The sequence below is a fragment of the Salinivibrio proteolyticus genome (assembly GCF_001996165.1).
Classification (GTDB): Bacteria; Pseudomonadota; Gammaproteobacteria; order Enterobacterales; family Vibrionaceae; genus Salinivibrio; species Salinivibrio proteolyticus.
The window spans coordinates 54,249-78,038 of record NZ_MUFP01000012.1 but is presented as its reverse complement, the minus strand read 5'-3'; the positions used below and the strand labels follow the sequence as shown (position 1 = coordinate 78,038).

The following is a 23,790-nucleotide window of genomic DNA, read 5'->3' as shown; positions in this document are numbered from 1 at the left end:
CTGGTTGTGACCTTACCCAAAAGCCTCTACGCTCAGAGAGAAAAGCTCACAATTTCAGTGGGCTTTTCTTCTATTTGCCAATCATATATTGGTCGATGTCACAATAAGATATAACCAACTGATCCTTTTCAAAACAGGCATCAGAGATATGCTTATAGCCAAACTAATCGGTGTCATGAAGGAACGATACAATGGGTAAGATTTACGAAGACAACACACAAACTATCGGTAATACCCCGCTGGTTCGCCTCAATCGCGTAGCTAAGCCAAACGTGCTCGCCAAAATCGAAGCGCGTAACCCGAGCTTCAGCGTCAAGTGCCGAATCGGCGCCAACATGATTTGGGACGCCGAGAAAAAAGGCACCTTGAAACCCGGTATTGAGCTGATTGAACCGACCAGTGGTAACACGGGGATTGCACTCGCTTATGTTGCCGCCGCACGTGGTTATAAACTCACCCTAACGATGCCTGAATCGATGAGCTTAGAGCGTCGTAAACTGCTTAAAGCGCTGGGCGCGAAGCTGGTGCTGACCGAAGCGCCGAAAGGCATGAAAGGGGCGATCGCAAAAGCAGAAGAAATCATGGCCGCAGAGCCCGGCAAATACCTAATGCTGCAACAGTTCGATAACCCTGCTAACCCTGAAATTCATGAAAAGACCACGGGACCTGAGCTGTGGGACGATACAGATGGTGAGATTGACGTGTTTGTTGCGGGTGTCGGTACCGGCGGAACACTGACCGGTGTTAGCCGCTACATCAAAAACACCCAAGGTAAGGCGATCACGACCGTCGCCGTTGAGCCTGCAGAGTCGCCTGTGATTGCACAAACTTTGGCCGGTGACGATGTGCAACCTGCCCCTCACAAAATTCAAGGCATTGGCGCGGGCTTTGTTCCTAAAAACTTGGATGTCAGCCTGATCGACAAAGTGGTTTCCGTCACCTCAGATGAAGCCATCGAAATGGCACGTCGTCTGATGGAAGAAGAAGGCATTTTGGCCGGTATTTCATCAGGTGCGGCTGTGGTCGCTGCCAACAAAATTGCTGAGCTTCCTGAGTTTGCAAACAAGAAGATCGTCACAATTTTGCCAAGTGCTGCAGAACGTTATCTCAGCTCACCGCTGTTCGCAGGCATGTTTACCGAGCTAGAAAACGAACAGTAACAGCAGGTTAGTGCGTAAAGCACATTTACCTCCCCCTGACAAAAGGCCCACATCGGGCCTTTTTTGTTTGATTTTTATATTAAGCTTTAGTAAAAAACGTCTGCCTTTTTATTTTCCGCATCAAAATAAAAGCGACATCACCTGATGAGCGGAAGGTCAAAAACGGCAAAAAGATGACAGGAAATTGACATGGATTAAGCTATACGGTCAATTTCTTGGTTAGGTTAACGCCAACGGATAGCGAAAATGCCCGTCAGCGGTTAAGCTAATCTTAGATTTAATACATAGATTTAAAAAAATAGAGATACGGGGTGAATCATGTATAAGAAGCAAGTTGAAATTACTGCAGAAAACGGCCTACACACTCGTCCAGCAGCGCAGTTCGTGAAAGATGCGAAAGCCTATGATGCTGACATCACTGTTGAGTCTAACGGTAAAAGCGCGAGCGCAAAAAGCCTGTTCAAACTTCAAACCCTTGGCTTGACCAAAGGCACCATGGTGACTATCTCTGCTGAAGGTGCGCAAGCACAAGAAGCGGTTGATCACCTAGTAAAACTGATGGGCGAGCTGGAGTAATCCGGCTCTTTTTCTATCGGTTTTAAGTTTGGTAAACGTAAGGTAAAGCTATGATTTCAGGCATCCTGGCATCACCTGGTATTGCTTTCGGTAAAGCACTGCTGCTGCAAGAAGAAGACGTTGTAATCAATAAAAACAAGATTGCCGCGTCTCAAGTCGATCAAGAAATTCAGCGCGTATTGGATGCTCGCGAAAAGTCTAAGACGCAACTTGAAGCGATCAAAGACAAAGCAAGGGAAACCTTCGGCGAAGAGAAAGAAGCCATCTTCGAAGGTCACATCATGCTGCTAGAAGATGAAGAGCTGGAAGAAGAAATTGTCAGCTTCATCAAGTCAAACCTAGCAACCGCCGACCACGCCATCTACAGCGTGATTGAAGAACAAGCGGTGACACTTGAGTCACTCGACGACGATTATCTGAAAGAGCGCGCCGCAGACATTCGTGACATTGGCTCACGCTTTGTGAAAAACGCGCTAGGCATCAACATGGTGTCTCTCAGTGCAATTAACGAGCAAGTGATCTTGGTCGCCAACGATTTAACGCCTTCTGAAACGGCGCAAATCGACCTGAACCATGTGCTGGGCTTTATCACAGACATTGGCGGACGTACGTCTCACACCTCGATTATGGCACGCTCGCTTGAGCTTCCAGCCGTGGTGGGTACTAACGATGCGACCGCGAAAATCAAAAATGGCGACATGCTGGTACTGGATGCCGTAAACAACAAGATTGTTGTGAACCCATCTGAAGACGAATTGGCGAAATTTAAAGCCATTCGCGATCAGTACCAAGCGGAAAAAGCTGAGCTGGCGAAACTGAAAGATTTGCCTGCCATTACGCTGGACGGTCACCAAGTTGAAGTCTGCGGCAACGTAGGTACCGTAAAAGACTGTGACGGTGTCAACCGTAACGGTGGTGAAGGTGTCGGTCTTTATCGTACCGAGTTCTTATTCATGGACCGTGATTCACTGCCCACCGAAGAAGAACAGTATCAAGCGTATAAAGCGGTCGCTGAAGCAGTTGATGGTCATCCAGTGATCATCCGTACCATGGACATTGGTGGTGATAAAGATCTGCCATACATGGATCTGCCTGACGAAATGAACCCATTCTTGGGTTGGCGTGCAGTGCGTATCAGCTTGGATCGTCGTGAAATTCTGCGTGATCAACTCCGTGCTATTTTACGTGCATCTGCACACGGTAAAGTCCGCGTGATGTTCCCAATGATCATCTCTGTTGAAGAAATCCGTGAGCTGAAAACCGCGCTAGAGACCTACAAAGCTGAGTTGCGTGAAGAAGGCCTCACCTTTGATGAGTCACTAGAAATCGGTGTGATGGTAGAGACACCAGCGGCCGCCGCCATTGCTCATCACCTTGCTAAAGAAGTTGACTTCTTCAGCATCGGAACCAACGATTTGACCCAGTACACCCTGGCTGTCGACCGTGGCAACGAACTGATTTCTCACCTGTACAATCCACTGTCACCTGCGGTATTGACGGTCATCAAGCAAGTGATTGATGCCTCACATGCCGAAGGTAAATGGACCGGAATGTGCGGAGAACTTGCAGGGGATGAGAAAGCAACGTTACTATTGATGGGTATGGGCCTGGATGAGTTCAGTATGAGTGCCATCTCTATCCCTCGCATCAAGAAGATTATCCGTAATGCCAACTTTGCTGATGTGAAAGCGATGGCCGACACAGCCCTCAATCTGCCAACTGCGGCAGAAATCGAAGCCTATGTCGAAAAATTTATTGCGGAAAAAACCGTCTGCTAATATACAATCAGCAAAGAATTACTGCTTAGGAGCAACACTATGGGTCTGTTCGACAAACTGAAGAAGTTGGTGTCTGAAGACAGCAACGACGCAAGTGCTATTGAAATTATCGCCCCATTATCGGGTGAGATCGTCAACATTGAAGACGTGCCTGATGTTGTGTTTGCTGAGAAAATCGTCGGTGATGGCATTGCGATCAAGCCTTCAGGCGACAAAATGGTAGCACCTGTAAACGGTACTATCGGTAAGATTTTCGAAACCAACCACGCTTTCTCTATCGAGTCTGAAGATGGCGTTGAGCTTTTCGTTCACTTCGGTATTGATACCGTTGAGCTGAAAGGCGAAGGCTTTAAGCGTATTGCAGAAGAAGGCCAAACAGTGAAAGCGGGCGACACCGTGATCGAGTTTGACTTGGGCATGCTGGAAGAAAAAGCTAAATCAACGCTAACACCGGTTGTTATCTCTAACATGGACGAGATCAAAGAGCTGACTAAGCTTTCTGGTGCCGTCACTGTGGGTGAAACACCTGTACTGCGCGTGACCAAGTAATTCAAATTTGGTCGACGATAAGAAAACGCAGCCTCCGGGCTGCGTTTTTTATTGCCCGTTATGCAACACCGGGTTGGCTAAGACGCTCCACATATTGCGCTAACGTGGTCTGTGAAGGCATAAACATGATGGCGCCGGTCACCGCTTGGGTAAAGCTTAACATCATGTCAGTTTTGCCATCGCGTTCACCAAACATGCTATCTAACATCACATCCAACGGATGTTGCTGTTGGCAATAGGCAAGGAACAATAGCCCATGCTCGCCACTGACACTGCCGTATGGCAGGCTCTGACGAAGAATTTTCAGGCCGACCCCGTTTTCTTTGATGTCCACACGCCCAACGTGGGATGTATCCGGCATGTCCTCAAGTTCGATGGAGTCAGGCTTGGTGCGTCCAATCACCTTTTCTTGTGCCGCTTGCTGTAACCGCTCCCAAGCCGGTAGGTCATGGACATAGCGTTGGACCAAAGCCACACTGCCCCCAGTAAACGGTCCGTCTGGGATCACAGCAACCGCTTCACGCGCAAGACCTTGCGGATTTTCCGTGCCATCGATAAAGCCTGTCATATCACGCGCATCGAGATAGCGGAACCCGGCTGTTTCATCCACCACATCCACGACTTTCTTAATGCGGGTTAACCATTGCTGAAAAACATAGAAATTCAAATCGTGCCGCAAACCATGAAGATGAATAAAAACATCACAGTCAGTGTGAGGAGCCCGATGTTTGCGACTCTCTCGGGGACGAAAGTCTGTCACGTCCTCCGGATAGGCTAACCCGTGGGCACGACAAAAAGCAGGGCTAAATCCGACCGCCACACCCATCTGAGCATCACCGAAGACCTCTTGCGTTTGCTTAGCAATCTCAGCCAACCGCTGACATTGCTGTAGCACCAAGGCGGCATCGTCAGTGACCTTAAGCATCACATACAATGCATAGGGTCCACCATCAGGGACAATCGCGGACTGTGCCTGTGTCATGTTACTTCTCCTTTGTACTTATTGTTGTCTGTGGCGCTTAAATGTAAGCCACGGATAAACTGGTAAAAAAAACGTTTCACCCGTCGGCTTCTTAACCAATACAAGCTCCCCCACACCACCCATAGTCCGTGGCATGCAATCAACCAATCAAACTGCCCGTCAGTAGCCATTAATGTCCTAAGCACATGCGCCCCTTCCCACCCCCAGACCGGCCAAATTAAGGCATAGCCCCAGTGCCAAAGGCGCTGAGCCCACCAAGGTGCACGGTGACAATTGCCAACCAACAACAGAAGCATGAGAGGCAACACGCCCACCGCCAAACTGGCGTACAGGGCAGGTTTGTCCGGATAAAATAGTGCCAGCAATTCACTGCCTTGCTGTCGACTGACCCCTGCCATCGCGAGTAGCCACCATGCACGGCTTAATAAAATAAGACAGATCAGATAAGTCACGGGCGCTTTTAAAAAGCCCTTCTCGTCATAATGGTGAAGTGTATCCATGTGTATGCCAATATTATTGCGCTATTGACCAACATGACGCGCACACCGAAAAACTGCAAGATCCCAATGAGAATTTGTTACTCTATTCACCTGATATATCATCCGCAGTACGGAGCAAACATGGGGAAACAAGCAGACGCTGTCTCGCCTGAAACACAGCAAGAAGCCATGCGTGTAGCCAAAGCGACACAAAAGCCAGGACAAACCAAAGCCCAAACCAAACTGATTGCCCAAGGCATCGAAAAAGGCATTGCGCAATATAAGAAAGAGCAAAAAGCCAAAGCGCGCGCACACGACAAAGCTCGGAAGAAAAAACAAAAACAAGCGAGTGAGCATACCGACACTGTCACTGCTAGCGCACCGCCACAACCGACAACATCTGCGCGCGATCGCAGCGATAGCCGTCTACCTTGGCTATTATTGGTGATCAGTTGGATTGGCTTTATTAGTTACCTATGGGTGGGATAATGATACGAACACTGACATTGGGGTTACTCGTGGCATTGACGCTTACAGGGTGCTCGACAGGAGACAAGATCATGAAACAGCCGCCGGTTACCGCCTGTGGAGACAGCCCTAACTGCGTATCAAGCAAGGATACTCGACCCAAGTTTGCATTATCAACTTTCACCCTGACCAGTGAGTCTGTCCGGTTTGACGATATCGTCAACACCATTGCCAGTCTATCGGGCGCGAAGCTTATCTCTCAACAAGATAGCTATGCCCACTTAACCTTCACGACCCCAGTGCTGCGCTTTGTCGACGACGTCGAAATATCAGTGCACGGCACAGAACTGGCGCTGCGATCCGCATCTCGTGTTGGCTACTATGATTTTGGTGCCAATCGACGACGCGCTGACGCAATTCGTCAGGCGTTACGCGATAGCAAACTCATTACACCGTCGCCTTAGTTGATATAAGAGCGAATATCGCGCTTCTTATCTTCAACCCAGTCGCGGCGGAAGGGGCCCCAGTCTTTTAGCTGGTAGTACCCATCATTATGGCGCTTGCCATCTTGAATAAAGGTCATATCGATTCCCAAGCCCGATAGCGACTTTAAGACATCTTGAATGGTGCGACGTGGCCAGCCCGTCGCTTCAATTAAGCGTGGTACATTAGGACGTTCCATTTCTTCAACAAGCGCGGCGAGATACAAGCGCCGTGCAAACACAGGATTTAGTTCCATACGAACCTCCGAAAGTTCTGATTAATCCCATTATTCATGTCGGGTAATAGGAGGTTTTGCGTTCGATCAAAACGCCATCAAATCGACGTGCTGCAGGCGTATTTAGCGGGAGAATTCACAGTCTGCGCGAGATCTCTACCTTGATATTCATCAGCACATCGATCCCGCGCTAGGTATTGCGTTCACTCTCAACCAGTGTCACTCTTTAATCACGCAAAAACACGATCTAAAAAATCATGACAACTGTATTTGGCATTAAAAACTGCGACACCCTAAAAAAAGCGCTGAAATGGTTAGATAACCAAGGCATCGACTATCAGTATCACGATTATCGCAAGGATGGCTTAGACGCACCGCTGCTGCGCACCTTCGTTGCTGAACTTGGCTGGGAAGCGTTGGTGAATAAACGCGGCACGACCTACCGCCAACTAAGCGATGGGCAAAAAGCCAGCCTCGATGAAGCCAGTGCGATAGCCATCATGCTCGATAACCCTGCGATCATTAAACGCCCCCTACTCGTACACAAGGGTAGCTACTATCTCGGCTTTAAAGAGAACCAATACGCTGACATTTTTGCGTAATGTGATATTCCGTTCATTCTCGTTGTAAGGAAACTAAGATGACTGACAGTGCTACCCTGTCTTTGGCAAAAGATTTGATCAACCGTGAATCAGTCACCCCAGAGGATGCGGGCTGCCAAGATGTAATGATTGCACGCTTAAAAGCATTGGGCTTTACCATTGAGCCGATGGTCTTTGAAGATACCACCAACCTGTGGGCACGCCGTGGCACCCAAGGACCATTATTTGCCTTTGCTGGTCATACCGATGTGGTGCCCGCCGGACCGCGCGATCAGTGGCACACGCCACCGTTTGAAGCAGTGGTGATTGACGATCATCTCCATGGTCGCGGCGCCGCCGATATGAAAGGTTCACTGGCAGCAATGGTGGTGGCAGTTGAGCGTTTTGTCGCTGAAAACCCAAATCACCCCGGCTCGATTGCCTTTTTGATTACTTCGGATGAAGAAGGACCATTTATCAATGGTACGACCCGCGTGGTTGATACACTGGTCGCACGCGATGAAATCATTGATATGTGCATTGTTGGTGAGCCTTCGAGTACCCATCATGTGGGGGATGTGGTCAAAAATGGCCGTCGCGGATCGATCACCGGCGATTTGTATGTGCAAGGCACTCAAGGGCATGTGGCCTATCCTCACTTAGCCAATAACCCCGTGCATCAGGCTATGCCAGCCCTGACTGAGCTCGCGCAAACAGTGTGGGATAACGGGAATGACTTCTTCCCGCCGACCAGCTTTCAAATTCCCAACATTCAAGCGGGGACTGGGGCTGCGAATGTGATCCCGGGCGAGTGTCATGCACAATTTAACTTCCGCTTTAGTACCGAGCTTGATAGCGAAACCATCAAGCAACGGGTCTACTCCATCCTTGATGCTCACGGGTTGGAGTATCGTGTTGAATGGACTCATAGCGGCGATCCCTTTTTAACCGACAAAGGCACCCTACTCGATGCGGTGGTCGAAGCGGTCGAAGAAGTCAATCATCAAACGCCCCAGCTGTTAACCACGGGCGGCACGTCTGATGGTCGCTTTATTGCTAAAATGGGAGCACAAGTGATTGAACTGGGTCCGGTGAATGCCACGATTCATAAAGTGAACGAGTGCGTCAGCATTCCCGATCTTGAAAAGCTCACCGACATGTACCAAAAAGTGCTGGAGAAAGCCCTACGTTGACCTTAAGTCTTGCACAATTAACCGGGCAAGATATGCAATTTCTCGTGCCTATCAATGCCCGGCCGAATGCGCCTTGTTTGCACCCCGAGGTGCTTGAGCACCTTGAGGCGTTGCGCCATAGTGCGCAAAAAGCCGGCTTTACGCTAACCATTGCCAGTGCTCATCGGTCTTTTGACAGACAACTGGCAATTTGGAATGGCAAATACCGAGGCGAAAAGCCGGTCTTAGACGACCACGGCCAACCGATTGACGTTCACACCCTCACGGATACCGAGCGAGTGCGAGCAATCTTGCGTTGGTCTGCCCTACCGGGCACCAGCCGTCACCATTGGGGTACGGATTTGGATGTGTTTGACCAACAGGCATTGGCACTCGGTGAATCGTTGGCGCTGACACAAGCAGAATACGATCATGGGCCTCAGGCCCGATTCGCAACCTGGCTGCACGCTCATGCGCCGCGCTACGGATTTTTCTTCCCCTATGCGCAGGACCAAGGAGGCGTCGCTCGCGAGCCGTGGCACATTAGCCATATCACCACCAGCCAACCTCTGCTTAATGCCTTGACCTTAGATGGCTTGCATCGCGTGATTGCGCAAGCGCCCATTCTGGGACAGCAGGCTATTCTTGAACAACTAGATTGGATATATTCAACCTATGTCACCAACATCTGCGAGGTGCACTCATGGAATGGCTAACCAATCCTTATGTGATTATCGCGATTGTGGTCGCGGTCGTGGTCAGCAATATTATGGCGCTTAAGTACACAGCGAATGCTAAGTTTGGGCTTAAATATAAAGATAAACCTGACGATAAAACCGACACTGACGAAACACACCCCGACAACACACCATCGACAAAAAATAGCGCCATCATGGCGCTATTTTCTCTTAAATAAACGCAAACGTTTGCGTTTTTAAGCCAAAAAATTACAGGTTCAGGCCAATACGCTTCGCCACTTCGATGTAGGCTTCAACAACGCCACCCAAACCTTGACGGAAGCGGTCTTTATCCAGCTTTTCTCGGGTGTTGGCATCCCACAAGCGGCAGCCATCTGGGCTAAACTCGTCACCGAGGACAATGTTACCTTGATGGTCAACGCCAAACTCGAGTTTGTAATCCACCAGCAACAAGTCACCTTCAGCGAACAAGGCTTTAAGCACATCATTGACTTTATAGGTCAGCGCTTTCATGGTCTCCAGTTGTGCTTGCGAGGCAAATCCTAGCGACTCACAAAGCGATTCATTGACCATAGGGTCATGCAACGCATCATTTTTAAGAAACAGCTCAAATGTCGGTGGCGTCAACGCAGTGCCTTCTTCAACGCCTAGGCGGCGACACAAAGAGCCGGCGGCAATATTGCGGACCACACATTCTACTGGGATCATCTCCAGTTTTTTTACCACCGCTTCGGTATCAGACAGTAGCTGATCCATTTGGGTCGGGATGCCAGCCGCTTCCAGCTTTTGCATGATGAAGTGGTTAAACTTGTTATTCACTTCCCCTTTGCGATCTAGCTGCTCTACTCGCTCACCGTCAAACGCAGAGGTGTCGTTACGAAAGTGCAGAATAAAGCGGTTTTCATCATCAGTTGCATACACAGACTTCGCTTTGCCGCGATACAACTCAGCACGTTTTTCCATTACCTATACTCTCCATTAGGCGCTAAAAACGAGGGACGCCATAAGGCGTCCCTGGGTGATTATGGGGTTGGCGCATTGCCAAGCTGGGCAATAACCGCTTTCAGTGCAGGGCTCAAAGCTTGGAGCGTTTCCTCTTTCACTGGTTTCCCTTTGCTGGTTGTCACGTTGATTGAGGTTCGGTTCCCCAAATCACCTAACAGCAAGGTATAGCTATTATCGCTTAAACTAATTGGCGCAACGCCCAACGCTTGCCAGCTTTCATCGCTGGGCGCGACGTGGCGTGTTTTCACAGTGCCTTGCGATTGATTGCGGCTTTCAATCGAAAAACCGAGCGGCTTGATAATCGCTGGCAGCTTTTCCCACACCACATCATACGGCGCACGGGCAATAATAACCGGCAAACCGCTGCGATCAGTGCCAAAGCTGATTGGAATATCAGACTGCTGCTGCTGCGCGATACGACGAGCCTCAGCACGCAAGGCAGCGTCATGACTAACAGTGATCAAATTAGTCATCAGGGTGTTATAACGCTCGCTTAGCGCGGGGGTCAGCGGTTGCTCACCTTTTTGCGCACGCCATTCAATCAAGTTGACACCGAGGGCGAAACGACGGCCCTGCTCTAGGCGGGCAATACGAAAGCGCGCCTGATGCTCGCTGTCTTCTTTTTCCCACGCAATCCAGCCCGTCTCGAGCTGATTCTCTTCGCGCTGAGCAACCGGGATGGTGCCGTCATCCGCCAAGCGCTCCACGGTTTGCCAAAGTGACGACAGCTGCTTTTCATTCACCACCGCTAAGGTGACCCCGCGGCTATCTCGCTCAATGCGTGCACCGGGCACAAGCTCCAACACCTGACGCGGCGGACGAATGTCTACGTCTTTGCCCACCTCTCCCTCAAAACCTTGTGATGGGATTTGGTAGTTGGTTGAAAAATAGGGCGCTTGGTCTGGCAACGTTTGCCATTCTGAAAGCGGGGTCGTGTTTAAATAGTCGAAATCATCTTTCGCCTGACGACGTTGCTCGGCGCCACCACTGCAAGCAACCAATCCGGTTACCATGATGGCACAAAGGCCGAGCCTAAATACTGGTTTCATTCGCACTCCAACAGCTTAAACAACACCTGCAACCTGCATGGCCTCGCGCACGGTGGGGCGCAAGTGTTCGCTTAATTCGGTTAATGGCAGACGTAGATGGCCATCCTCAATCAAGCCCATTTCACGGACTGCCCATTTCACAGGAATCGGATTGGCCTCGTCAAAGAGGTGGCGATGCAATGGGATCAAGGTTTCGTTAATCGCGTGTGCTTGGTCAGCCTCTCCGGCACGGGCGAGTTGGATCATTTTCGCCATCTGTGCCGCAGCAACGTTATTGGTCACGGAGATCACACCGTGGCCCCCTGCAAGCACAAAATCGAGTCCTGTTAAATCATCGCCACTGAATAAGAGGAAGTCGTCGCCACAAAGTTCCTTATGAATGGCTACGCGGCTCACATCTGCGGTGGCATCTTTTAAGCCGATGATGTTGTCAAACTGTGCCAAACGCGCCACGGTTTCGGGTTGTAAGTCAACGGCGGTTCGCCCAGGCACGTTGTACAAGATTTGTGGTAAATCGCTTGCTTCGGCGATCGCTTTGTAATGCTGGAACAAGCCTTCTTGAGTGGGCTTGTTGTAGTAAGGGGTCACGCTCAAACAAGCTGCAACGCCTGAGCCTGCAAACATTTTACTGAAGGTAATAGCTTCATGAGTGGCATTGGCCCCCGTACCCGCGATAACAGGGATACGGCCATCGGCGAATTCCAAGGTCTTTAAAACGACCTTGATATGTTCGTCAACCGTAACAGTCGACGACTCACCGGTCGTACCAACTGCGACAATAGCATCGGTTCCCGATTGGATATGGAACTCGACCAGTTTTTTCAGGCTAACGTAATCAACTTCGCCGTGTGCATCCATTGGTGTGACAAGCGCCACAATGCTTCCAGAAACCATGTTTGTCTCCCTTCGTGTTAATGATGCAATGTTACTTTTGGCGTCTGGCAAACACAAGAACAACCCTACGCGCAACACAGGATTAGCAGAAAATTTTTTCGTCGCTGCCAGACCGTGTGATTAAGGTACCATTCAAGGTGACCACCATGGGGTTAATTTCCGGTCAAAGGATGTCAGCGCACAGTGATCGCCACATCAGCGGGTTGCGTAAATTCGTCAAGTCCCTATCATCGTTGAATAACTCGCGAACAACAAAAAGGAAACCTCTCGCATGCAAACCTTGACTGCTGGCGCCACCGCGCCTGACTTCTCACTACAAGATCAAAATGGCGATACGGTCACGCTTAGCCAATTCAAAGGCGACAAGCGTGTTCTGGTTTACTTTTACCCAAAAGCCATGACCCCGGGCTGTACGACGCAAGCTTGCTCACTGCGTGATACCAAAGCAGAACTGGATGCGTTGGACACCGTGGTGTTGGGGATAAGCCCCGATCCGGTAAAAAAACTGGCGCGCTTTGTTGAGCGTGACTCACTGAATTTCACCTTGTTAAGCGACGAAGACCACGCTGTCGCGGATGCTTTTGGTGTTTGGGGACCGAAGAAATTCATGGGTAAAGAGTACGATGGCATTCATCGCCTCAGCTTTTTGATTGGCAAAGATGGCAATGTTGAACATGTGTTCAACAAGTTTAAAACCAAAGACCATCACCAAGTTGTGTTGGACTACTTACAGCAAGCCTGATAGCGGTTACCACCGTCCATTTCCCTTAAAGACATAGAGCATGGCAAAAGCCATGCTCTTTTTTTGGGAGCCAATACGCCATTAACCCACGGGTTTGGCTAATCCTTCTGGGTAGCCCCGCTCCGTCGCTAATTGACACGCGGTCGCAACAATCTGCGCGTGRCTCGGACGCGGCAAAGGATAGGTGGCGTCAGGCGAAAGCCATCCAACATCTTCAAAGTGCGAGAGGACCTTGTTGATAGCAGTCAGTGCCGAAGAGGCTTTAACAATCTCTAAACGTGCATAACGCTCACCGTCGAACGACACATCAGAGGCACGCAAAGACGGATCCTCTCCGGGGATCTGTTGTGCGCCACACAGTGGTTTCCCCCCCACTTCAGCGCCCTGAAAATCAGGGAGCCACTGCGCGAAGTGCGCAATTGCCCGCTCGGTGCGCTCGCAGGCATGTGACCATGACCAACCTTGATCGATGTTTTTCACATACTCGGCAGCCACAGCCGGCTGCGCCGAGTCGTGGGTGCTACTGACTAAGCCCCCTTCGAACAAAGTAATGTCTTTAGTCATGCCATGGAGCTGGAAGAAGCCATCAGGATACGGCGTCAGCTGCGCCATGCCTTGTGGCGTACCGCGTTCACCGTGAACAATGATTTCTGGCCACTGACAAGTACTGCTTGGCCAATGGGCAATGTAAGCCGCTTTGTATTCGACAAGACGACGACGCGCAAAGCCCGCTTGATCATCAATGGTGCCGGTTCTAAAACCCGCCGCATTAATCAGATAATCCACATCCGTTGATTGAACTTGCCCGTGTGCATCTTGGTAGGTGACTGTCCACCCCGCGCCATTTGCTTGGGTGTTAATCACTTTATGATTAAACGCGAGCTGGCAGTGCGAAACATCGGCAAGGGCGAGTTGCGCTTCAGCGGCAAGGCGGAAAACACTCAAACCATACTCTTGTACCAATACCAGCGGATACTTCATGCTATCGAGGCGCAAGGACTGTGCAACGGGCCACATCCAGCGTTCGGCCGCGTCGGTTAAGCTTTCATAGTCTCGCTGTTTCAGCGCAGCTAAATCGGCTTGATGGAAGAGGCGAAAATAATCTTCGGGCTCGCCCATCACCTTGTTAGCATTATCCATCTCGACAAGTTGTGCGTAGCGTGCTTGAAGGGTCTCTAGGCGCGCAACCACGCTATCCAGTGAACCCTTATCTTGCTGAGGAACTGCCAGAACCGTAGGACGGCGGTTGACTGAGTGTGGATACATGCGCACTGTCGCGATGGACTGCTCGAGCAAGGTTAAGCACTGATCGAGTGAAATCTCGCGGTAGAGGTTACCCCCTGCATGCAAGTGGCAGATAGGTGGACCATTCACTAACCCAGTGCCTGCTTCAAACAACTGGGTGTCGATGCCACGCTCTGCCAGCCGCATCGCCGCCGTTGTTCCCGCGACACCGCCACCAATGACCGCGACACGAAACCGATTTACCTGTGTTTGTTGTTGCCTTTGTTGTTCCATGCCAACTCTTTTCTATGTACTGCTTTTCTGGGCCAAACTGGTGCGGAAAAGGCACGCGCTTCCCCGCTCAACCTTGTTTATTAGAGCGGCGAACGTGGGATGGATCACTGAGCATCAGGTTTCGGATCGTCCTCAAGCTCAATCACAGGCAACGCCTGCCAAACCGCCTTCACCAAGGTCGCCAATGGAATAGCAAAAAATACGCCCCAAAAGCCCCAGAGTCCACCGAAAACCAGTACGGCTATTATGATGGCAACGGGATGCAAGTTAACAGCCTCAGAAAACAGCACAGGCACTAATACATTGCCATCAAGCGCTTGAATCACGCCATAAGCAATCATGACGTACCAAAACTCAGGCGTGAGCCCCCACTGAAACAGCGCCACAATTGCGATCGGTAAGGTGACAACCGCCGCGCCGATATAGGGGATCAGCACTGAGAACCCGGTCGCTACGCTAAGCAGCACGGCATACTCGAGCCCCAACACGCTGAACGTCACATAGCTCACGCTGCCTACGATCAAAATTTCCGTGACCTTACCACGAATATAATTGGAGATTTGTTGGTTCATTTCATGACCCACACGCGAGGCTAAGCGTCGATTACGGGGCAATAAACCTTTAAACATGGCCAACATTTCTTGCTTATCTTTGAGCAGGAAAAATACCAACAGCGGCACTAACACGAGATACACCGCCAAAGCGACCAAGTTCACTAACGAAGACAGGGATCCTTTCACCAAGGTTTCGCCCATGCGCAGCACGTTATTTTGCAGCGTATCGACAAAGGTGTTGATCATATGAGGCTTGATCAATTCAGGGTAGCGTTCAGGCAAGCTCAGCATCAGCGCCTGGACGTTATTAAACATATTGGGCACATCCGCCACCAAGTTCACCCCTTGGTTCCAAATGGTCGGCACCAAACCAAAGGCCGCCATCATGGTCATGCCCACGAACAGGGTGCTGACCACCATCACCGACAAGGTGCGCGGCAAACCAATACGGGTTAAGCGATTAACAGGCCAATCCAGTAAGTAAGCAATCACAATGGCAGCCAGTAACGGCGCCAGCAAATTGCCAAAGAAATAGATAGTGATAAAGCCAACCAGCAAGATGGCAACCAAGCTCACTGCATGTGGGTCGGAGAAGCGCCGCCGATACCAGCGGTTTAACATATCAAACATAATCGATCCGTTATTCTTTGGTTACTTTCAAGCGCGCCTGTTGCGGCCTATCCAGCCACTCGATGGTAAAGGTTTGCTGTTCAAAATAGCGCGGAATGTCTTGTTGCGCGCCAGCATCCCCCAGCAAAATGATAAGCTGATCACCATGTCCTAACTGTGCGGTAGCACGTTTGGCAAGCAGTAATGCCATCGGGCAGACATGCTCACGTAAATCAAGCGTTTGACATTCCATTCTGTCTCACCGGTAGGTATTATCGCCTGCATTGTAATGGACATTAGACAGAACGCCAACGAAACCCACACGCATTTTATTGGTCTGTATCCTAGGTTACATTCCGTTTGCTAACGAAAGGTTCACGCTATCATGCCGCTACGTGCTTTGCGCCATTCACACTCTCTTCTGCCGTCTAAACGGTCGGGTCGCCGCTTGTTGGTCTATCTTTTAGCGGGCCTTTTGGCTACCGCCCCCGCTACCGCCAGCACCGAGCAATATGGATTCGATTTACCGGATATCGGCACCGCCGCTGCGGGAACGCTGACCATTGCGCAAGAGAAGGAATTTGGTGATGCCTATATGCGGATGCTGCGCGCCAGTAAACCCATTATCAGCGACCCATTGCTTTCTGAGTATGTGAATGCGCTCGGCCATCGTCTTGTCGCCAATGCCAATGATGTGCGCACGCCGTTTCAATTTATTCTCATTAATAACCAAGCCATTAATGCATTCGCGTTCTTCGGCGGTTATGTCGCTATGCATTCTGGCTTGTTTTTGCATGCCAATACCGAGAGTGAACTTGCGTCCGTCATGGCGCATGAAATCGCCCATGTGACCCAACGCCACTTGGCCCGCAGCATGGAAGACCAAGCCAAGAAATCCCCACTGACAGTGGCCGCACTGGTGGGGTCGCTGATGCTCGCCATTGCCGCACCAGAGGCCGGTATTGCCGCTGCCCATGCTGCCACAGCAGGCACCATTCAAAGCCGTATCAATTATACGCGCCGTAACGAAGAAGAAGCCGATCGGATCGGCATCGACACCTTAGCTCGCGCCGACTTCGATGTCAGCGCAATGCCTCGCTTTTTCACCCGACTGGCCGATGAGTATCGCTACGCCAGCAAGATGCCGGAATATTTCAGCACTCACCCGTTACCCGAATCACGTATCACCGACTCTCGGGCTCGAGCGCTGCAATATCCTCAAAAGCGTGTGCCTCTGTCGCCCGACTACCACTTGGCACGAGCTCGCATTGTGGCCCGTTATAGCGGCATCGCCGCTGAATCGGCAATGGATTGGTTCGAGCGTAAGCTGAAAAAAGCATCACCGGCGGAAAAACAAAGCCTCAACTATGGCGTGGCACTCTTGCACATTGATGCGCACCGCTTTGATGAAGCACGCGCTTTGCTGAAGCCACTTATCCAAGCGCAACCGAACAATCGCTTTTTTATCGATGCAATGACAGATCTTGATATCGGCGAGAAGCACTTTGACAAAGCACTTTCACGGCTGAATGATGCACTCGCCAATCAGCCCGACAACCGCGTCCTACTCCTGAACCGTGCTTATACCTACGTCAAAGCCCAACGTGGTCAGGATGCGATTCCGGCGCTCGAGCGTTATACCCACCAATATCCCGATGACAGTAACGGCTGGTTTTTGTTACAACAAGCGTACGAGAGTACCGGTACGCATCGGGATGGCGAGCTTGCCGCCCAAGGCGAGCGCTACGCGTTGCGTGGTCAATGGTCAAAAGCCATTCGTAATTACACCCAAGCCAGCCAACTTGTCGAGTTGGGAAGCTTGGCACAAGCACGCTATGATGCGCGGCTTGATCAGCTTCGTCATCAGCAAGCGCGCTTTAACGCCCTAAAAGATCGTTAATTCATTCAAATAAGGATATCTGTCGTGACCACTATTACGCTTTATCACAACCCGCGTTGTTCCAAAAGCCGTGAAACACTTGCACTGCTCGAATCTAATGGCGTGCAACCAAACATCGTTAAGTATCTGGAAACGCCTCCGTCTGCCGACACCCTGACCGCCTTGAAAGATAAGCTCGGCATCCGCTCATTTCGCGACATGATGCGAACCAAGGAAGCAGACTATAAAACCGCGCAGCTGGGTGATGCCAGCGTGACGGAAGCGCAACTGCTCGACGCGATGGTCAACAACCCTAAACTCATTGAGCGCCCTATCGCTGTTAAGGCTGAGCGTGCCGTTATTGGTCGTCCACCGGAAAACGTTTTGGATCTTTTGGCATGACAAAAGTACTGGTGCTTTACTACAGTCGCTCAGGCAATACCCGCAAATTAGCGCAACAGCTAGCAAGAGGCATTGAATCTCAGGGCGTGGAGGCCGTGTTACGTACGGTACCAGAATTGCCGAGTTACACAGACGGAAAAACACCGGCCGATTCAGCCAGCGATCCTTTTGTGACTCGCCAAGACTTGGTCGACTGTGATGGGTTAGCCTTGGGGAGTCCGGTGCGTTTCGGCAATATGGCCGCGCCACTCAAGCATTTTATCGACAGTACCAGTGCCGAGTGGCTATCTGGGGCCTTAATCGATAAACCTGCCGCCGTGTTTGGGGCCGGCTCTATGCTTCATGGAGGACAAGAAACCACCCTGCTCACCATGACGGTGCCCCTGCTACATCACGGTATGATTCTTGTTGGCGTGCCGCACAGTGAAAGCGCACTGCACACCACCCAAGGCGGTGGTTCGCCCTATGGTGCCTCGAGTGTGAGCAACGCTCAAACCCCTTTGCTCGCCGATGAGAAAAAAATAGCCAATGCGCTCGGCCAACGGCTCGCTTCACTCGCGCGCACGCTCAACTCCACTTGCTCGTAAAAGGACATCACAGTGACTGACCCTCGTCTTGCATTGATGCGTAAACTCTCGCTTGCCAGCAACCTTGGCCTAATCGCTTGGGTAGCGATTTGGCACGCCTACCTGTCTCCTCACCCGCACTTAAACGCGTGGGCGGTCACGATCGGTTGGCTGGTGCCTTTGCTGTTGCCACTGCCTGGATTGATTAAGGGCAAAGCGTTCACCCACGCCTGGGCCAACTTTATTTTAATGTTTTACTTTTTACATGCCCTAACCCTGATATATGTCGATGAAGGCGAACGCTGGCTAGCGGTAGCCGAGCTTGTGCTGGTCAGCTGTGCATTTTGGAGCAATATTGTGTTTGCTCGCTGGATGGGAAAAGCGCAAGGACTCAAGTTGCCTCGATTATCACAGGTTGAGAAAGAAGAAAAAGCACGCTTTGAAGGTGCCAAAAAAAGTGAAGAATAAGTCTGCTTCGGGGCGTTGATAACGCGAGGGCCGGGATTGCCGGCCCGCTTTTGATTTAGGCTGGGTAAGCGCGACGGGTAAAAAAGCGATGCCCGCATTTCACACAAGGATGAATCACATCCACGCGATTATGGCGGGTCTGGTGCTGGCATTGTTCACATTGCAATATACCTAACCCCACAATCTCCCCAGCTTCATACACCCCTTGATGCTGCAAATCATCAAACACTTCACGCCATTCCAGTTGCGTTCGGTCGGTGATCTCCGCCAGTTGTTCCCAAATGGTGTCAGCAATCAGGTCGTTAAAAACCTCACTGTCTATCTCATCGGCCTGTGATTTGTCATATTGCGCGCCAAACGCTCTCACATCACGTTTGAAATACGCCTCAATCAATGCCCACTCATCTTTGGTTAAATCCGCTGCGGCCTTAAGGTATTGCTCCGACAACTCCACCCAGCGCGCAAGGGATTCAGGACTGTTTTCCAGCGCCTCTTTAACGCGCTCGATGATGCTTTGTTGGGTATCTTTCTCTTTATTCATCGTCCTGCTCCTGATTCAAGTGTTGTTGCGGTCTTTGCCTTTCGTTATTCTATGACGATATTTCTCTTTCAGGTTTTACCTTTCTCACAGAATCTCGGAAGCCATCGATGCAAGAACAATATAGCCCGCAAGATATTGAACAAAAAGTTCAAGCCCATTGGGACGAAAATAAAACCTTTGTGGTTCATGAAGACCCTAACAAAGAAAAATTTTATTGTCTTTCTATGTTCCCATACCCCAGTGGTCGTTTGCACATGGGACATGTGCGCAACTACACCATCGGTGACGTCATTTCACGCTACCAGCGCCTGCAAGGTAAAAACGTGATGCAGCCTATCGGTTGGGACGCCTTTGGCCTACCCGCTGAGGGCGCGGCGATTAAAAACAAAACCGCACCGGCACCTTGGACCTACGAAAACATTGATTACATGAAAGGCCAGCTGAAAATGCTGGGCTTTGGTTACGATTGGAACCGTGAAGTCGCCACCTGTAGTCCAGATTACTACCGCTGGGAACAAGAGTTCTTCACCAAGCTTTACAACAAAGGCTTGGTATATAAGAAAACCTCGTCGGTAAACTGGTGTCCGAATGACCAAACCGTTTTGGCCAATGAGCAGGTACACGAAGGCTGCTGTTGGCGTTGTGACACACCGGTTGAGCAAAAAGAAATCCCGCAGTGGTTTATTAAAATCACCGACTATGCAGAAGAGCTGCTCCAAGACATCGATAAATTGGATGGTTGGCCAGAAATGGTTAAAACCATGCAACGCAACTGGATTGGCCGCTCTGAAGGGGTGGAACTGACCTTTGACGTAGAAGGCGATCATCCTGCGCTGGATGTGTACACCACGCGTCCTGATACCCTGATGGGCGTCACCTATGTTGGCATTGCCGCTGGTCACCCACTCGCGGATGCCGCTTCCAAACAAAATCCAGCGTTGGCTGAATTTGTACAGGAGTGCCGTAACACCAAGGTTGCTGAAGCAGAACTTGCAACCATGGAGAAAAAAGGCATGGCAACCGGCTTGTACGCAACACACCCTTTGAACGGTCGTCGTGTGCCTATCTTTGTCGCCAACTTTGTCTTGATGGACTACGGCACAGGCGCAGTTATGGCCGTGCCAGCGCACGATCAACGCGACTTTGAGTTCGCCAGCAAATACGGTCTCGATATTGAACCGGTGATCCTTGACGAAAATGGCCAAGCGCCAGATCTGTCCGAGCAAGCGCATACTGAGAAAGGCAAACTGTTTAACTCTGGCGAATTTGACGGCCTAGACTTTGATGCCGCGTTTGATGCGATTGCCGCCAAGCTTGAATCGCTGGGTAAAGGCAAGAAAACCGTTAACTTCCGTCTGCGTGATTGGGGCGTTTCTCGTCAACGCTACTGGGGTGCACCTATCCCAATGCTGAACACGGAAGACGGTGAGGTGGTGCCTGTTCCTAGCGAGGAACTGCCTGTCATCTTGCCAGAAGACGTGGTTATGGACGGCGTGCAAAGCCCGATCAAAGCCGATAAGCAATGGGCGCAAACCCAGTATCAAGGCAAGCCTGCGCTGCGTGAAACCGACACCTTTGATACCTTCATGGAGTCATCTTGGTACTACGCGCGCTATTGTTCGCCACAAGCAGACCAAATGCTCGACCCAGCCGCCGCGAACTACTGGCTGCCTGTTGACCAGTACATAGGCGGGATCGAACATGCGTGTATGCACCTGCTTTACTCACGCTTCTTCCATAAACTGCTCCGTGACGACAACATGGTCGACAGTGACGAGCCTTTTAAGCAGCTACTTTGCCAAGGCATGGTGCTTGCCGACGCCTTCTACTACAACGACGAGAAAGGCGTGCGAGTTTGGGTCTCGCCAACCGATGTGACCGTCGAACGCGACAGCAAAGGCAAGATCATCAAAGCTATCGACAATGAAGGACGCGAAGTCGTGCATACTGGCATGACCAAGATGTCAAAGTCGAAGAACAATGGTATCGACCCGCAATTGATGGTCGAAAAATATGGTGCCGACACCGTACGCTTGTTCATGATGTTTGCCGCGCCAGCAGAAATGACCCTTGAGTGGCAAGAGTCAGGCGTCGAAGGCTCTCACCGCTTCTTGCGTCGCGTGTGGAAATTGGTTTACGAGCACAGCGCAAAAGGTGCAGTCGCAGCACTCGATGCTAGCGCTCTGAACAATGAGCAGAAAGCACTGCGCCGTGACGTTCACAAAGCCATTGCCAAAGTGAGTGACGACATGGGTCGTCGTCAAACGTTCAACACTGCGATTGCTGCGATTATGGAGCTGATGAACCGTTTGGTGAAAGCACCACAAGAGAGCGAGCAAGACCGAGCGGTGCTGGATGAAGCGCTGAAGGCGATTGTTGTGATGCTCTACCCAATCACCCCACACATCAGCTTTACACTGTGGGAAGCGCTGGGTGAACAGCACATTGATGACGCCCAATGGCCACAAGCTGACCAAGACGCCATGGTTGAAGATGAAAAGCTCATCATCGTCCAAGTCAACGGAAAACTGCGTGCCAAAATCACCGTTGCTGCTGACGCCGAAAAAGAAGCGGTCGAAGCACAAGCGATGACTGATGAAAATGTGGTTAAATTTACTGACGGGAAAACCGTGCGCAAAGTCATCTATGTACCAGGTAAACTGGTTAACATTGTTGCTAACTAAACAAGGAGCAGTAGCGTGACCCTGTTTAAACCTGTGTTTCGCTTCCTGCTTGTTGCGGTGGTCGCTTTGACCACCGCCTCTTGCGGGTTTGCCTTACGTGACAGCTACAACTTACCGGACGAGGTCACGCAAGTGTCGTTAACCAGCGTCGACCCTTACGGTGAGCTCACACGCCAACTGCGCAATCAACTCAATCAACATAAGGTTGAACTGGTTGCGCCCGCCAATACAGTGACCAATATTCACCTGCTTGGCGAAAGCAATAGCGAACAAACCCTATCGCTTTACCAAAACAGCCGTGTGGCAGAGAAAGAGTTCCGCTATGTGGCTCGCTACCGGGTGACTGTGCCGCAAAAAGGCAGTTATACTTTTTCAACCACGCTAAGTCGTAACTTCCTCGATAACCCGCTAACAGCCTTGGCTAAATCGGTCGAGCAAGACAAGCTGGTTGCGGAGATGCGGACCGAAGCGACACGCCAGATTATGCGTCAACTCTCTCAGCTTAAAGGTGATATTGCCGAATTTGAGCGGCGTCAGGCCGAACAAGCGGCGATGGAGCAGCTTGAGCAAGGAGAGAGCCCAACCAAGCCTGAAATCATTATTGAAACGCGTCAGACTGAGACTGATACCGCGCAATGATGAGAACGTATCCAGAACAATTGGCGCAGCAGCTCAAGCAGCCACTGCGCCAAACCTATCTCGTGTTTGGCTCTGATCCTTTGCTGAAACTTGAATCACGCGATGCAATTTGTCGCTCCGCTCGAGAGCAAGGGTTTGAAGAGCATCATCGCTTTATCATTGATGCACAGCTCAATTGGCAGGAGGTGATTGATTGCTGCCAAGCGCTGAGTTTGTTTTCTTCACGCCAGATTATCGAAATCACTTGCCCAGAAAATGGCCTTAACACCACACAAGCCAAGCAATTGGCTGACATTGTACAATGGCTTAACCCTGATATTTTATTGCTGGTGCAAGGCGAGCGTTTAAATAAGAAGCAAGAGTCTGCCAAGTGGTTCACCGCCTTGTCTCAGCACGGGCTCTATGTGGTGTGTAATACGCCCGATGCCCGCCAGTTACCGCGTTTTATCGAGCAGCGCTGTCAAGGGCTGGGGCTTAAACCGGATCAACCAGCATTGCAACTGTTAGCACAATGGCATGAAGGTAACTTACTGGCTTTGGTACAAAGCCTGCACATTCTGCAGTTGCTCTATCCTGACGGCGCCTTAACGCTTCCTCGCATTGAAAGCGCCCTGTCGCGCCATCATCATTTTACGCCTTTCCAACTTACCGATGCGTTATTAGAAGGAAAAGCGCAGCGCGCGCAGCGTATTTTGGAGCAACTCTATGCAGAAGGAAACGAGCCCACCTTGTTGCTACGATTGATCCAAAAAGAGCTCAAGCAGCTGTATGTGATCCATGAGCAAGGCCAACAAGGGCGGCCATTGAACAAAATATTCGACCAATTGCGGATCTGGCAAACACGCCGACCCATGATGATTGCAGCGCTGAATCGCTTAACGCGACCGCGTCTGACTCAACTTCTGCGGCAACTTGCTCAGCTCGAAATCGGTCTAAAAACCGATTACAGCCGCGATCCTTGGCCTGAATTGCACTATTTTTGCGCACTCATGTGCCAAATGCCTGAACCTCAGCCGCGCTAATGTGTCCAAAAGGCAAGTGAGTGATATACTCGCTTGCCAGTAATCCAAACGGTAACC

At 50.7% G+C, this 23,790-nt stretch carries 28 protein-coding genes; 18 read left to right on the top strand and 10 right to left on the bottom strand.

Annotated features, from left to right (window positions below):
• Positions 1-191 precede the first annotated feature (191 nt).
• The 4 genes from cysK (at position 192) to crr (ending at position 4,063) form a co-directional block, all read left to right on the top strand.
• Entirely contained in the window at positions 192-1,160 is a 969-nt protein-coding gene (gene cysK, locus BZJ19_RS10645) for a cysteine synthase A (protein ID WP_077455597.1), read from the top strand.
• A gap of 318 nt (positions 1,161-1,478) precedes the next feature.
• Positions 1,479-1,736 carry an HPr family phosphocarrier protein gene (locus tag BZJ19_RS10640; protein WP_069587399.1) on the top strand — a complete coding sequence of 86 codons (258 nt, stop codon included), beginning with the start codon at positions 1,479-1,481 and terminating at the stop codon, positions 1,734-1,736.
• A gap of 50 nt (positions 1,737-1,786) precedes the next feature.
• A complete protein-coding gene (ptsI, locus tag BZJ19_RS10635) occupies positions 1,787-3,514 on the top strand; it encodes a phosphoenolpyruvate-protein phosphotransferase PtsI (protein WP_077455596.1) in 1,728 nt (575 codons plus the stop codon).
• A 39-nt stretch (positions 3,515-3,553) separates the two neighbouring features.
• Entirely contained in the window at positions 3,554-4,063 is a 510-nt protein-coding gene (gene crr, locus BZJ19_RS10630) for a PTS glucose transporter subunit IIA (protein ID WP_069587401.1), read from the top strand.
• 58 nt (positions 4,064-4,121) lie between these two features.
• Here the strand turns inward: crr and BZJ19_RS10625 are convergent, their stop codons facing one another.
• Both BZJ19_RS10625 and BZJ19_RS10620 read right to left on the bottom strand, forming a co-directional pair.
• Entirely contained in the window at positions 4,122-5,045 is a 924-nt protein-coding gene (locus BZJ19_RS10625) for a Dyp-type peroxidase (protein WP_077675612.1), read from the bottom strand.
• Positions 5,042-5,545, bottom strand: coding sequence for a DUF2919 domain-containing protein (locus tag BZJ19_RS10620; protein WP_077675611.1), 504 nt, complete (start codon positions 5,543-5,545; stop codon positions 5,042-5,044). The genes BZJ19_RS10625 and BZJ19_RS10620 overlap by 4 nt, the downstream gene beginning before the upstream one ends.
• Before the next feature lie 120 nt (positions 5,546-5,665).
• Between BZJ19_RS10620 and BZJ19_RS10615 the strand changes: the two genes are divergently transcribed.
• The gene (locus BZJ19_RS10615; protein ID WP_077661844.1) at positions 5,666-6,013 is read left to right on the top strand and encodes a DUF2956 domain-containing protein; all 348 of its coding nucleotides are present in this window, start codon (positions 5,666-5,668) and stop codon (positions 6,011-6,013) included.
• Between the two features lie 71 nt (positions 6,014-6,084).
• Entirely contained in the window at positions 6,085-6,456 is a 372-nt protein-coding gene (locus BZJ19_RS10610; protein WP_157891181.1) for a DUF1499 domain-containing protein, read from the top strand.
• On the opposite strand, the gene BZJ19_RS10605 is transcribed toward BZJ19_RS10610, so the two are convergent.
• Positions 6,453-6,731: a winged helix-turn-helix domain-containing protein gene (locus BZJ19_RS10605; RefSeq protein ID WP_025740011.1), complete on the bottom strand. Its 279-nt coding sequence runs from the start codon at positions 6,729-6,731 to the stop codon at positions 6,453-6,455. The genes BZJ19_RS10610 and BZJ19_RS10605 overlap by 4 nt on opposite strands.
• 233 nt (positions 6,732-6,964) lie before the next feature.
• Here BZJ19_RS10605 and BZJ19_RS10600 point away from each other — a divergent pair, with 233 nt between their 5' ends.
• Genes BZJ19_RS10600 through BZJ19_RS10585 form a run of 4 tightly spaced genes read left to right on the top strand, consistent with a single transcriptional unit; the run spans position 6,965 to position 9,379 of the window.
• Positions 6,965-7,312, top strand: a complete 348-nt coding sequence (locus BZJ19_RS10600; RefSeq protein ID WP_077675609.1) for an ArsC family reductase — start codon at positions 6,965-6,967, stop codon at positions 7,310-7,312.
• Positions 7,313-7,350: 38 nt separating this feature from the next.
• Positions 7,351-8,484: a succinyl-diaminopimelate desuccinylase gene (gene dapE, locus BZJ19_RS10595; protein WP_077675608.1), complete on the top strand. Its 1,134-nt coding sequence runs from the start codon at positions 7,351-7,353 to the stop codon at positions 8,482-8,484.
• Positions 8,481-9,179 carry a M15 family metallopeptidase gene (locus BZJ19_RS10590; protein ID WP_102136131.1) on the top strand — a complete coding sequence of 233 codons (699 nt, stop codon included), beginning with the start codon at positions 8,481-8,483 and terminating at the stop codon, positions 9,177-9,179. The genes dapE and BZJ19_RS10590 overlap by 4 nt, the downstream gene beginning before the upstream one ends.
• Positions 9,167-9,379 carry a DUF2897 family protein gene (locus BZJ19_RS10585; protein WP_077675607.1) on the top strand — a complete coding sequence of 71 codons (213 nt, stop codon included), beginning with the start codon at positions 9,167-9,169 and terminating at the stop codon, positions 9,377-9,379. Before BZJ19_RS10590 ends, BZJ19_RS10585 begins: the two co-directional genes overlap by 13 nt.
• Before the next feature lie 31 nt (positions 9,380-9,410).
• Here the strand turns inward: BZJ19_RS10585 and purC are convergent, their stop codons facing one another.
• From purC to dapA, 3 genes are read right to left on the bottom strand one after another with little or no spacing between them, the layout of a single operon-like run.
• Positions 9,411-10,124 carry a phosphoribosylaminoimidazolesuccinocarboxamide synthase gene (gene purC, locus BZJ19_RS10580; protein ID WP_077675606.1) on the bottom strand — a complete coding sequence of 238 codons (714 nt, stop codon included), beginning with the start codon at positions 10,122-10,124 and terminating at the stop codon, positions 9,411-9,413.
• A 59-nt stretch (positions 10,125-10,183) separates the two neighbouring features.
• Positions 10,184-11,215, bottom strand: coding sequence for an outer membrane protein assembly factor BamC (bamC, locus tag BZJ19_RS10575; RefSeq protein WP_077675605.1), 1,032 nt, complete (start codon positions 11,213-11,215; stop codon positions 10,184-10,186).
• A gap of 15 nt (positions 11,216-11,230) precedes the next feature.
• Entirely contained in the window at positions 11,231-12,109 is an 879-nt protein-coding gene (gene dapA / locus BZJ19_RS10570; RefSeq protein ID WP_069587411.1) for a 4-hydroxy-tetrahydrodipicolinate synthase, read from the bottom strand.
• Between the two features lie 271 nt (positions 12,110-12,380).
• Between dapA and bcp the strand changes: the two genes are divergently transcribed.
• Positions 12,381-12,851 carry a thioredoxin-dependent thiol peroxidase gene (gene bcp / locus BZJ19_RS10565; protein ID WP_077480223.1) on the top strand — a complete coding sequence of 157 codons (471 nt, stop codon included), beginning with the start codon at positions 12,381-12,383 and terminating at the stop codon, positions 12,849-12,851.
• An 81-nt stretch (positions 12,852-12,932) separates the two neighbouring features.
• Here bcp and BZJ19_RS10560 read toward each other — a convergent pair whose 3' ends face one another.
• From BZJ19_RS10560 to BZJ19_RS10550, 3 genes are all read right to left on the bottom strand, one after another.
• Complete coding sequence (locus BZJ19_RS10560) at positions 12,933-14,369, bottom strand: FAD-dependent oxidoreductase (protein ID WP_077675604.1); 1,437 nt, start codon at positions 14,367-14,369, stop codon at positions 12,933-12,935.
• Positions 14,370-14,473: 104 nt separating this feature from the next.
• The gene (locus BZJ19_RS10555; RefSeq protein WP_069587414.1) at positions 14,474-15,553 is read right to left on the bottom strand and encodes an AI-2E family transporter; all 1,080 of its coding nucleotides are present in this window, start codon (positions 15,551-15,553) and stop codon (positions 14,474-14,476) included.
• 10 nt (positions 15,554-15,563) lie between these two features.
• Positions 15,564-15,785: a sulfurtransferase TusA family protein gene (locus BZJ19_RS10550; protein ID WP_077675603.1), complete on the bottom strand. Its 222-nt coding sequence runs from the start codon at positions 15,783-15,785 to the stop codon at positions 15,564-15,566.
• A gap of 132 nt (positions 15,786-15,917) precedes the next feature.
• On the opposite strand from BZJ19_RS10550, the gene bepA reads away from it, so the two are divergent.
• Genes bepA through BZJ19_RS10530 form a run of 4 tightly spaced genes read left to right on the top strand, consistent with a single transcriptional unit; the run spans position 15,918 to position 18,847 of the window.
• Complete coding sequence (gene bepA / locus BZJ19_RS10545) at positions 15,918-17,432, top strand: beta-barrel assembly-enhancing protease (protein ID WP_077675602.1); 1,515 nt, start codon at positions 15,918-15,920, stop codon at positions 17,430-17,432.
• A 24-nt stretch (positions 17,433-17,456) separates the two neighbouring features.
• The gene (gene arsC, locus BZJ19_RS10540) at positions 17,457-17,813 is read left to right on the top strand and encodes an arsenate reductase (glutaredoxin) (protein ID WP_069587416.1); all 357 of its coding nucleotides are present in this window, start codon (positions 17,457-17,459) and stop codon (positions 17,811-17,813) included.
• Complete coding sequence (gene wrbA, locus BZJ19_RS10535; protein ID WP_077675601.1) at positions 17,810-18,400, top strand: NAD(P)H:quinone oxidoreductase; 591 nt, start codon at positions 17,810-17,812, stop codon at positions 18,398-18,400. Before arsC ends, wrbA begins: the two co-directional genes overlap by 4 nt.
• Before the next feature lie 36 nt (positions 18,401-18,436).
• Positions 18,437-18,847: a DUF2069 domain-containing protein gene (locus tag BZJ19_RS10530; protein WP_077675630.1), complete on the top strand. Its 411-nt coding sequence runs from the start codon at positions 18,437-18,439 to the stop codon at positions 18,845-18,847.
• A gap of 55 nt (positions 18,848-18,902) precedes the next feature.
• On the opposite strand, the gene BZJ19_RS10525 is transcribed toward BZJ19_RS10530, so the two are convergent.
• Positions 18,903-19,388 carry a zinc ribbon-containing protein gene (locus BZJ19_RS10525; protein WP_077675600.1) on the bottom strand — a complete coding sequence of 162 codons (486 nt, stop codon included), beginning with the start codon at positions 19,386-19,388 and terminating at the stop codon, positions 18,903-18,905.
• A gap of 107 nt (positions 19,389-19,495) precedes the next feature.
• On the opposite strand from BZJ19_RS10525, the gene leuS reads away from it, so the two are divergent.
• From leuS to holA, 3 genes are read left to right on the top strand one after another with little or no spacing between them, the layout of a single operon-like run.
• On the top strand, positions 19,496-22,072 hold the full coding sequence (gene leuS, locus BZJ19_RS10520) for a leucine--tRNA ligase (protein WP_077675599.1): 2,577 nt from the start codon (positions 19,496-19,498) through the stop codon (positions 22,070-22,072).
• Positions 22,073-22,087: 15 nt separating this feature from the next.
• Positions 22,088-22,711 (top strand): LPS-assembly lipoprotein LptE, encoded by a 624-nt coding sequence (locus tag BZJ19_RS10515; RefSeq protein ID WP_235608206.1) that lies wholly within the window; start codon positions 22,088-22,090, stop codon positions 22,709-22,711.
• Entirely contained in the window at positions 22,711-23,733 is a 1,023-nt protein-coding gene (holA, locus tag BZJ19_RS10510; protein ID WP_077675628.1) for a DNA polymerase III subunit delta, read from the top strand. Before BZJ19_RS10515 ends, holA begins: the two co-directional genes overlap by 1 nt.
• Positions 23,734-23,790 lie beyond the last annotated feature (57 nt).

Excerpts from the sequence above, each read along its gene's own strand:
- cysK (WP_077455597.1), top strand. The coding sequence starts at position 192 with ATGGGTAAGATTTACGAAGACAACACACAAACTATCGGTAATACCCCG.
- BZJ19_RS10640 (WP_069587399.1), top strand. The coding sequence starts at position 1,479 with ATGTATAAGAAGCAAGTTGAAATTACTGCAGAAAACGGCCTACACACT.
- ptsI (WP_077455596.1), top strand. The coding sequence starts at position 1,787 with ATGATTTCAGGCATCCTGGCATCACCTGGTATTGCTTTCGGTAAAGCA.
- crr (WP_069587401.1), top strand. The coding sequence starts at position 3,554 with ATGGGTCTGTTCGACAAACTGAAGAAGTTGGTGTCTGAAGACAGCAAC.
- BZJ19_RS10625 (WP_077675612.1), bottom strand. The coding sequence starts at position 5,045 with ATGACACAGGCACAGTCCGCGATTGTCCCTGATGGTGGACCCTATGCA.
- BZJ19_RS10620 (WP_077675611.1), bottom strand. The coding sequence starts at position 5,545 with ATGGATACACTTCACCATTATGACGAGAAGGGCTTTTTAAAAGCGCCC.
- BZJ19_RS10615 (WP_077661844.1), top strand. The coding sequence starts at position 5,666 with ATGGGGAAACAAGCAGACGCTGTCTCGCCTGAAACACAGCAAGAAGCC.
- BZJ19_RS10610 (WP_157891181.1), top strand. The coding sequence starts at position 6,085 with ATGAAACAGCCGCCGGTTACCGCCTGTGGAGACAGCCCTAACTGCGTA.
- BZJ19_RS10605 (WP_025740011.1), bottom strand. The coding sequence starts at position 6,731 with ATGGAACTAAATCCTGTGTTTGCACGGCGCTTGTATCTCGCCGCGCTT.
- dapE (WP_077675608.1), top strand. The coding sequence starts at position 7,351 with ATGACTGACAGTGCTACCCTGTCTTTGGCAAAAGATTTGATCAACCGT.
- BZJ19_RS10585 (WP_077675607.1), top strand. The coding sequence starts at position 9,167 with ATGGAATGGCTAACCAATCCTTATGTGATTATCGCGATTGTGGTCGCG.
- purC (WP_077675606.1), bottom strand. The coding sequence starts at position 10,124 with ATGGAAAAACGTGCTGAGTTGTATCGCGGCAAAGCGAAGTCTGTGTAT.
- bamC (WP_077675605.1), bottom strand. The coding sequence starts at position 11,215 with ATGAAACCAGTATTTAGGCTCGGCCTTTGTGCCATCATGGTAACCGGA.
- dapA (WP_069587411.1), bottom strand. The coding sequence starts at position 12,109 with ATGGTTTCTGGAAGCATTGTGGCGCTTGTCACACCAATGGATGCACAC.
- bcp (WP_077480223.1), top strand. The coding sequence starts at position 12,381 with ATGCAAACCTTGACTGCTGGCGCCACCGCGCCTGACTTCTCACTACAA.
- BZJ19_RS10555 (WP_069587414.1), bottom strand. The coding sequence starts at position 15,553 with ATGTTTGATATGTTAAACCGCTGGTATCGGCGGCGCTTCTCCGACCCA.
- BZJ19_RS10550 (WP_077675603.1), bottom strand. The coding sequence starts at position 15,785 with ATGGAATGTCAAACGCTTGATTTACGTGAGCATGTCTGCCCGATGGCA.
- bepA (WP_077675602.1), top strand. The coding sequence starts at position 15,918 with ATGCCGCTACGTGCTTTGCGCCATTCACACTCTCTTCTGCCGTCTAAA.
- wrbA (WP_077675601.1), top strand. The coding sequence starts at position 17,810 with ATGACAAAAGTACTGGTGCTTTACTACAGTCGCTCAGGCAATACCCGC.
- BZJ19_RS10530 (WP_077675630.1), top strand. The coding sequence starts at position 18,437 with ATGCGTAAACTCTCGCTTGCCAGCAACCTTGGCCTAATCGCTTGGGTA.
- BZJ19_RS10525 (WP_077675600.1), bottom strand. The coding sequence starts at position 19,388 with ATGAATAAAGAGAAAGATACCCAACAAAGCATCATCGAGCGCGTTAAA.
- leuS (WP_077675599.1), top strand. The coding sequence starts at position 19,496 with ATGCAAGAACAATATAGCCCGCAAGATATTGAACAAAAAGTTCAAGCC.
- holA (WP_077675628.1), top strand. The coding sequence starts at position 22,711 with ATGAGAACGTATCCAGAACAATTGGCGCAGCAGCTCAAGCAGCCACTG.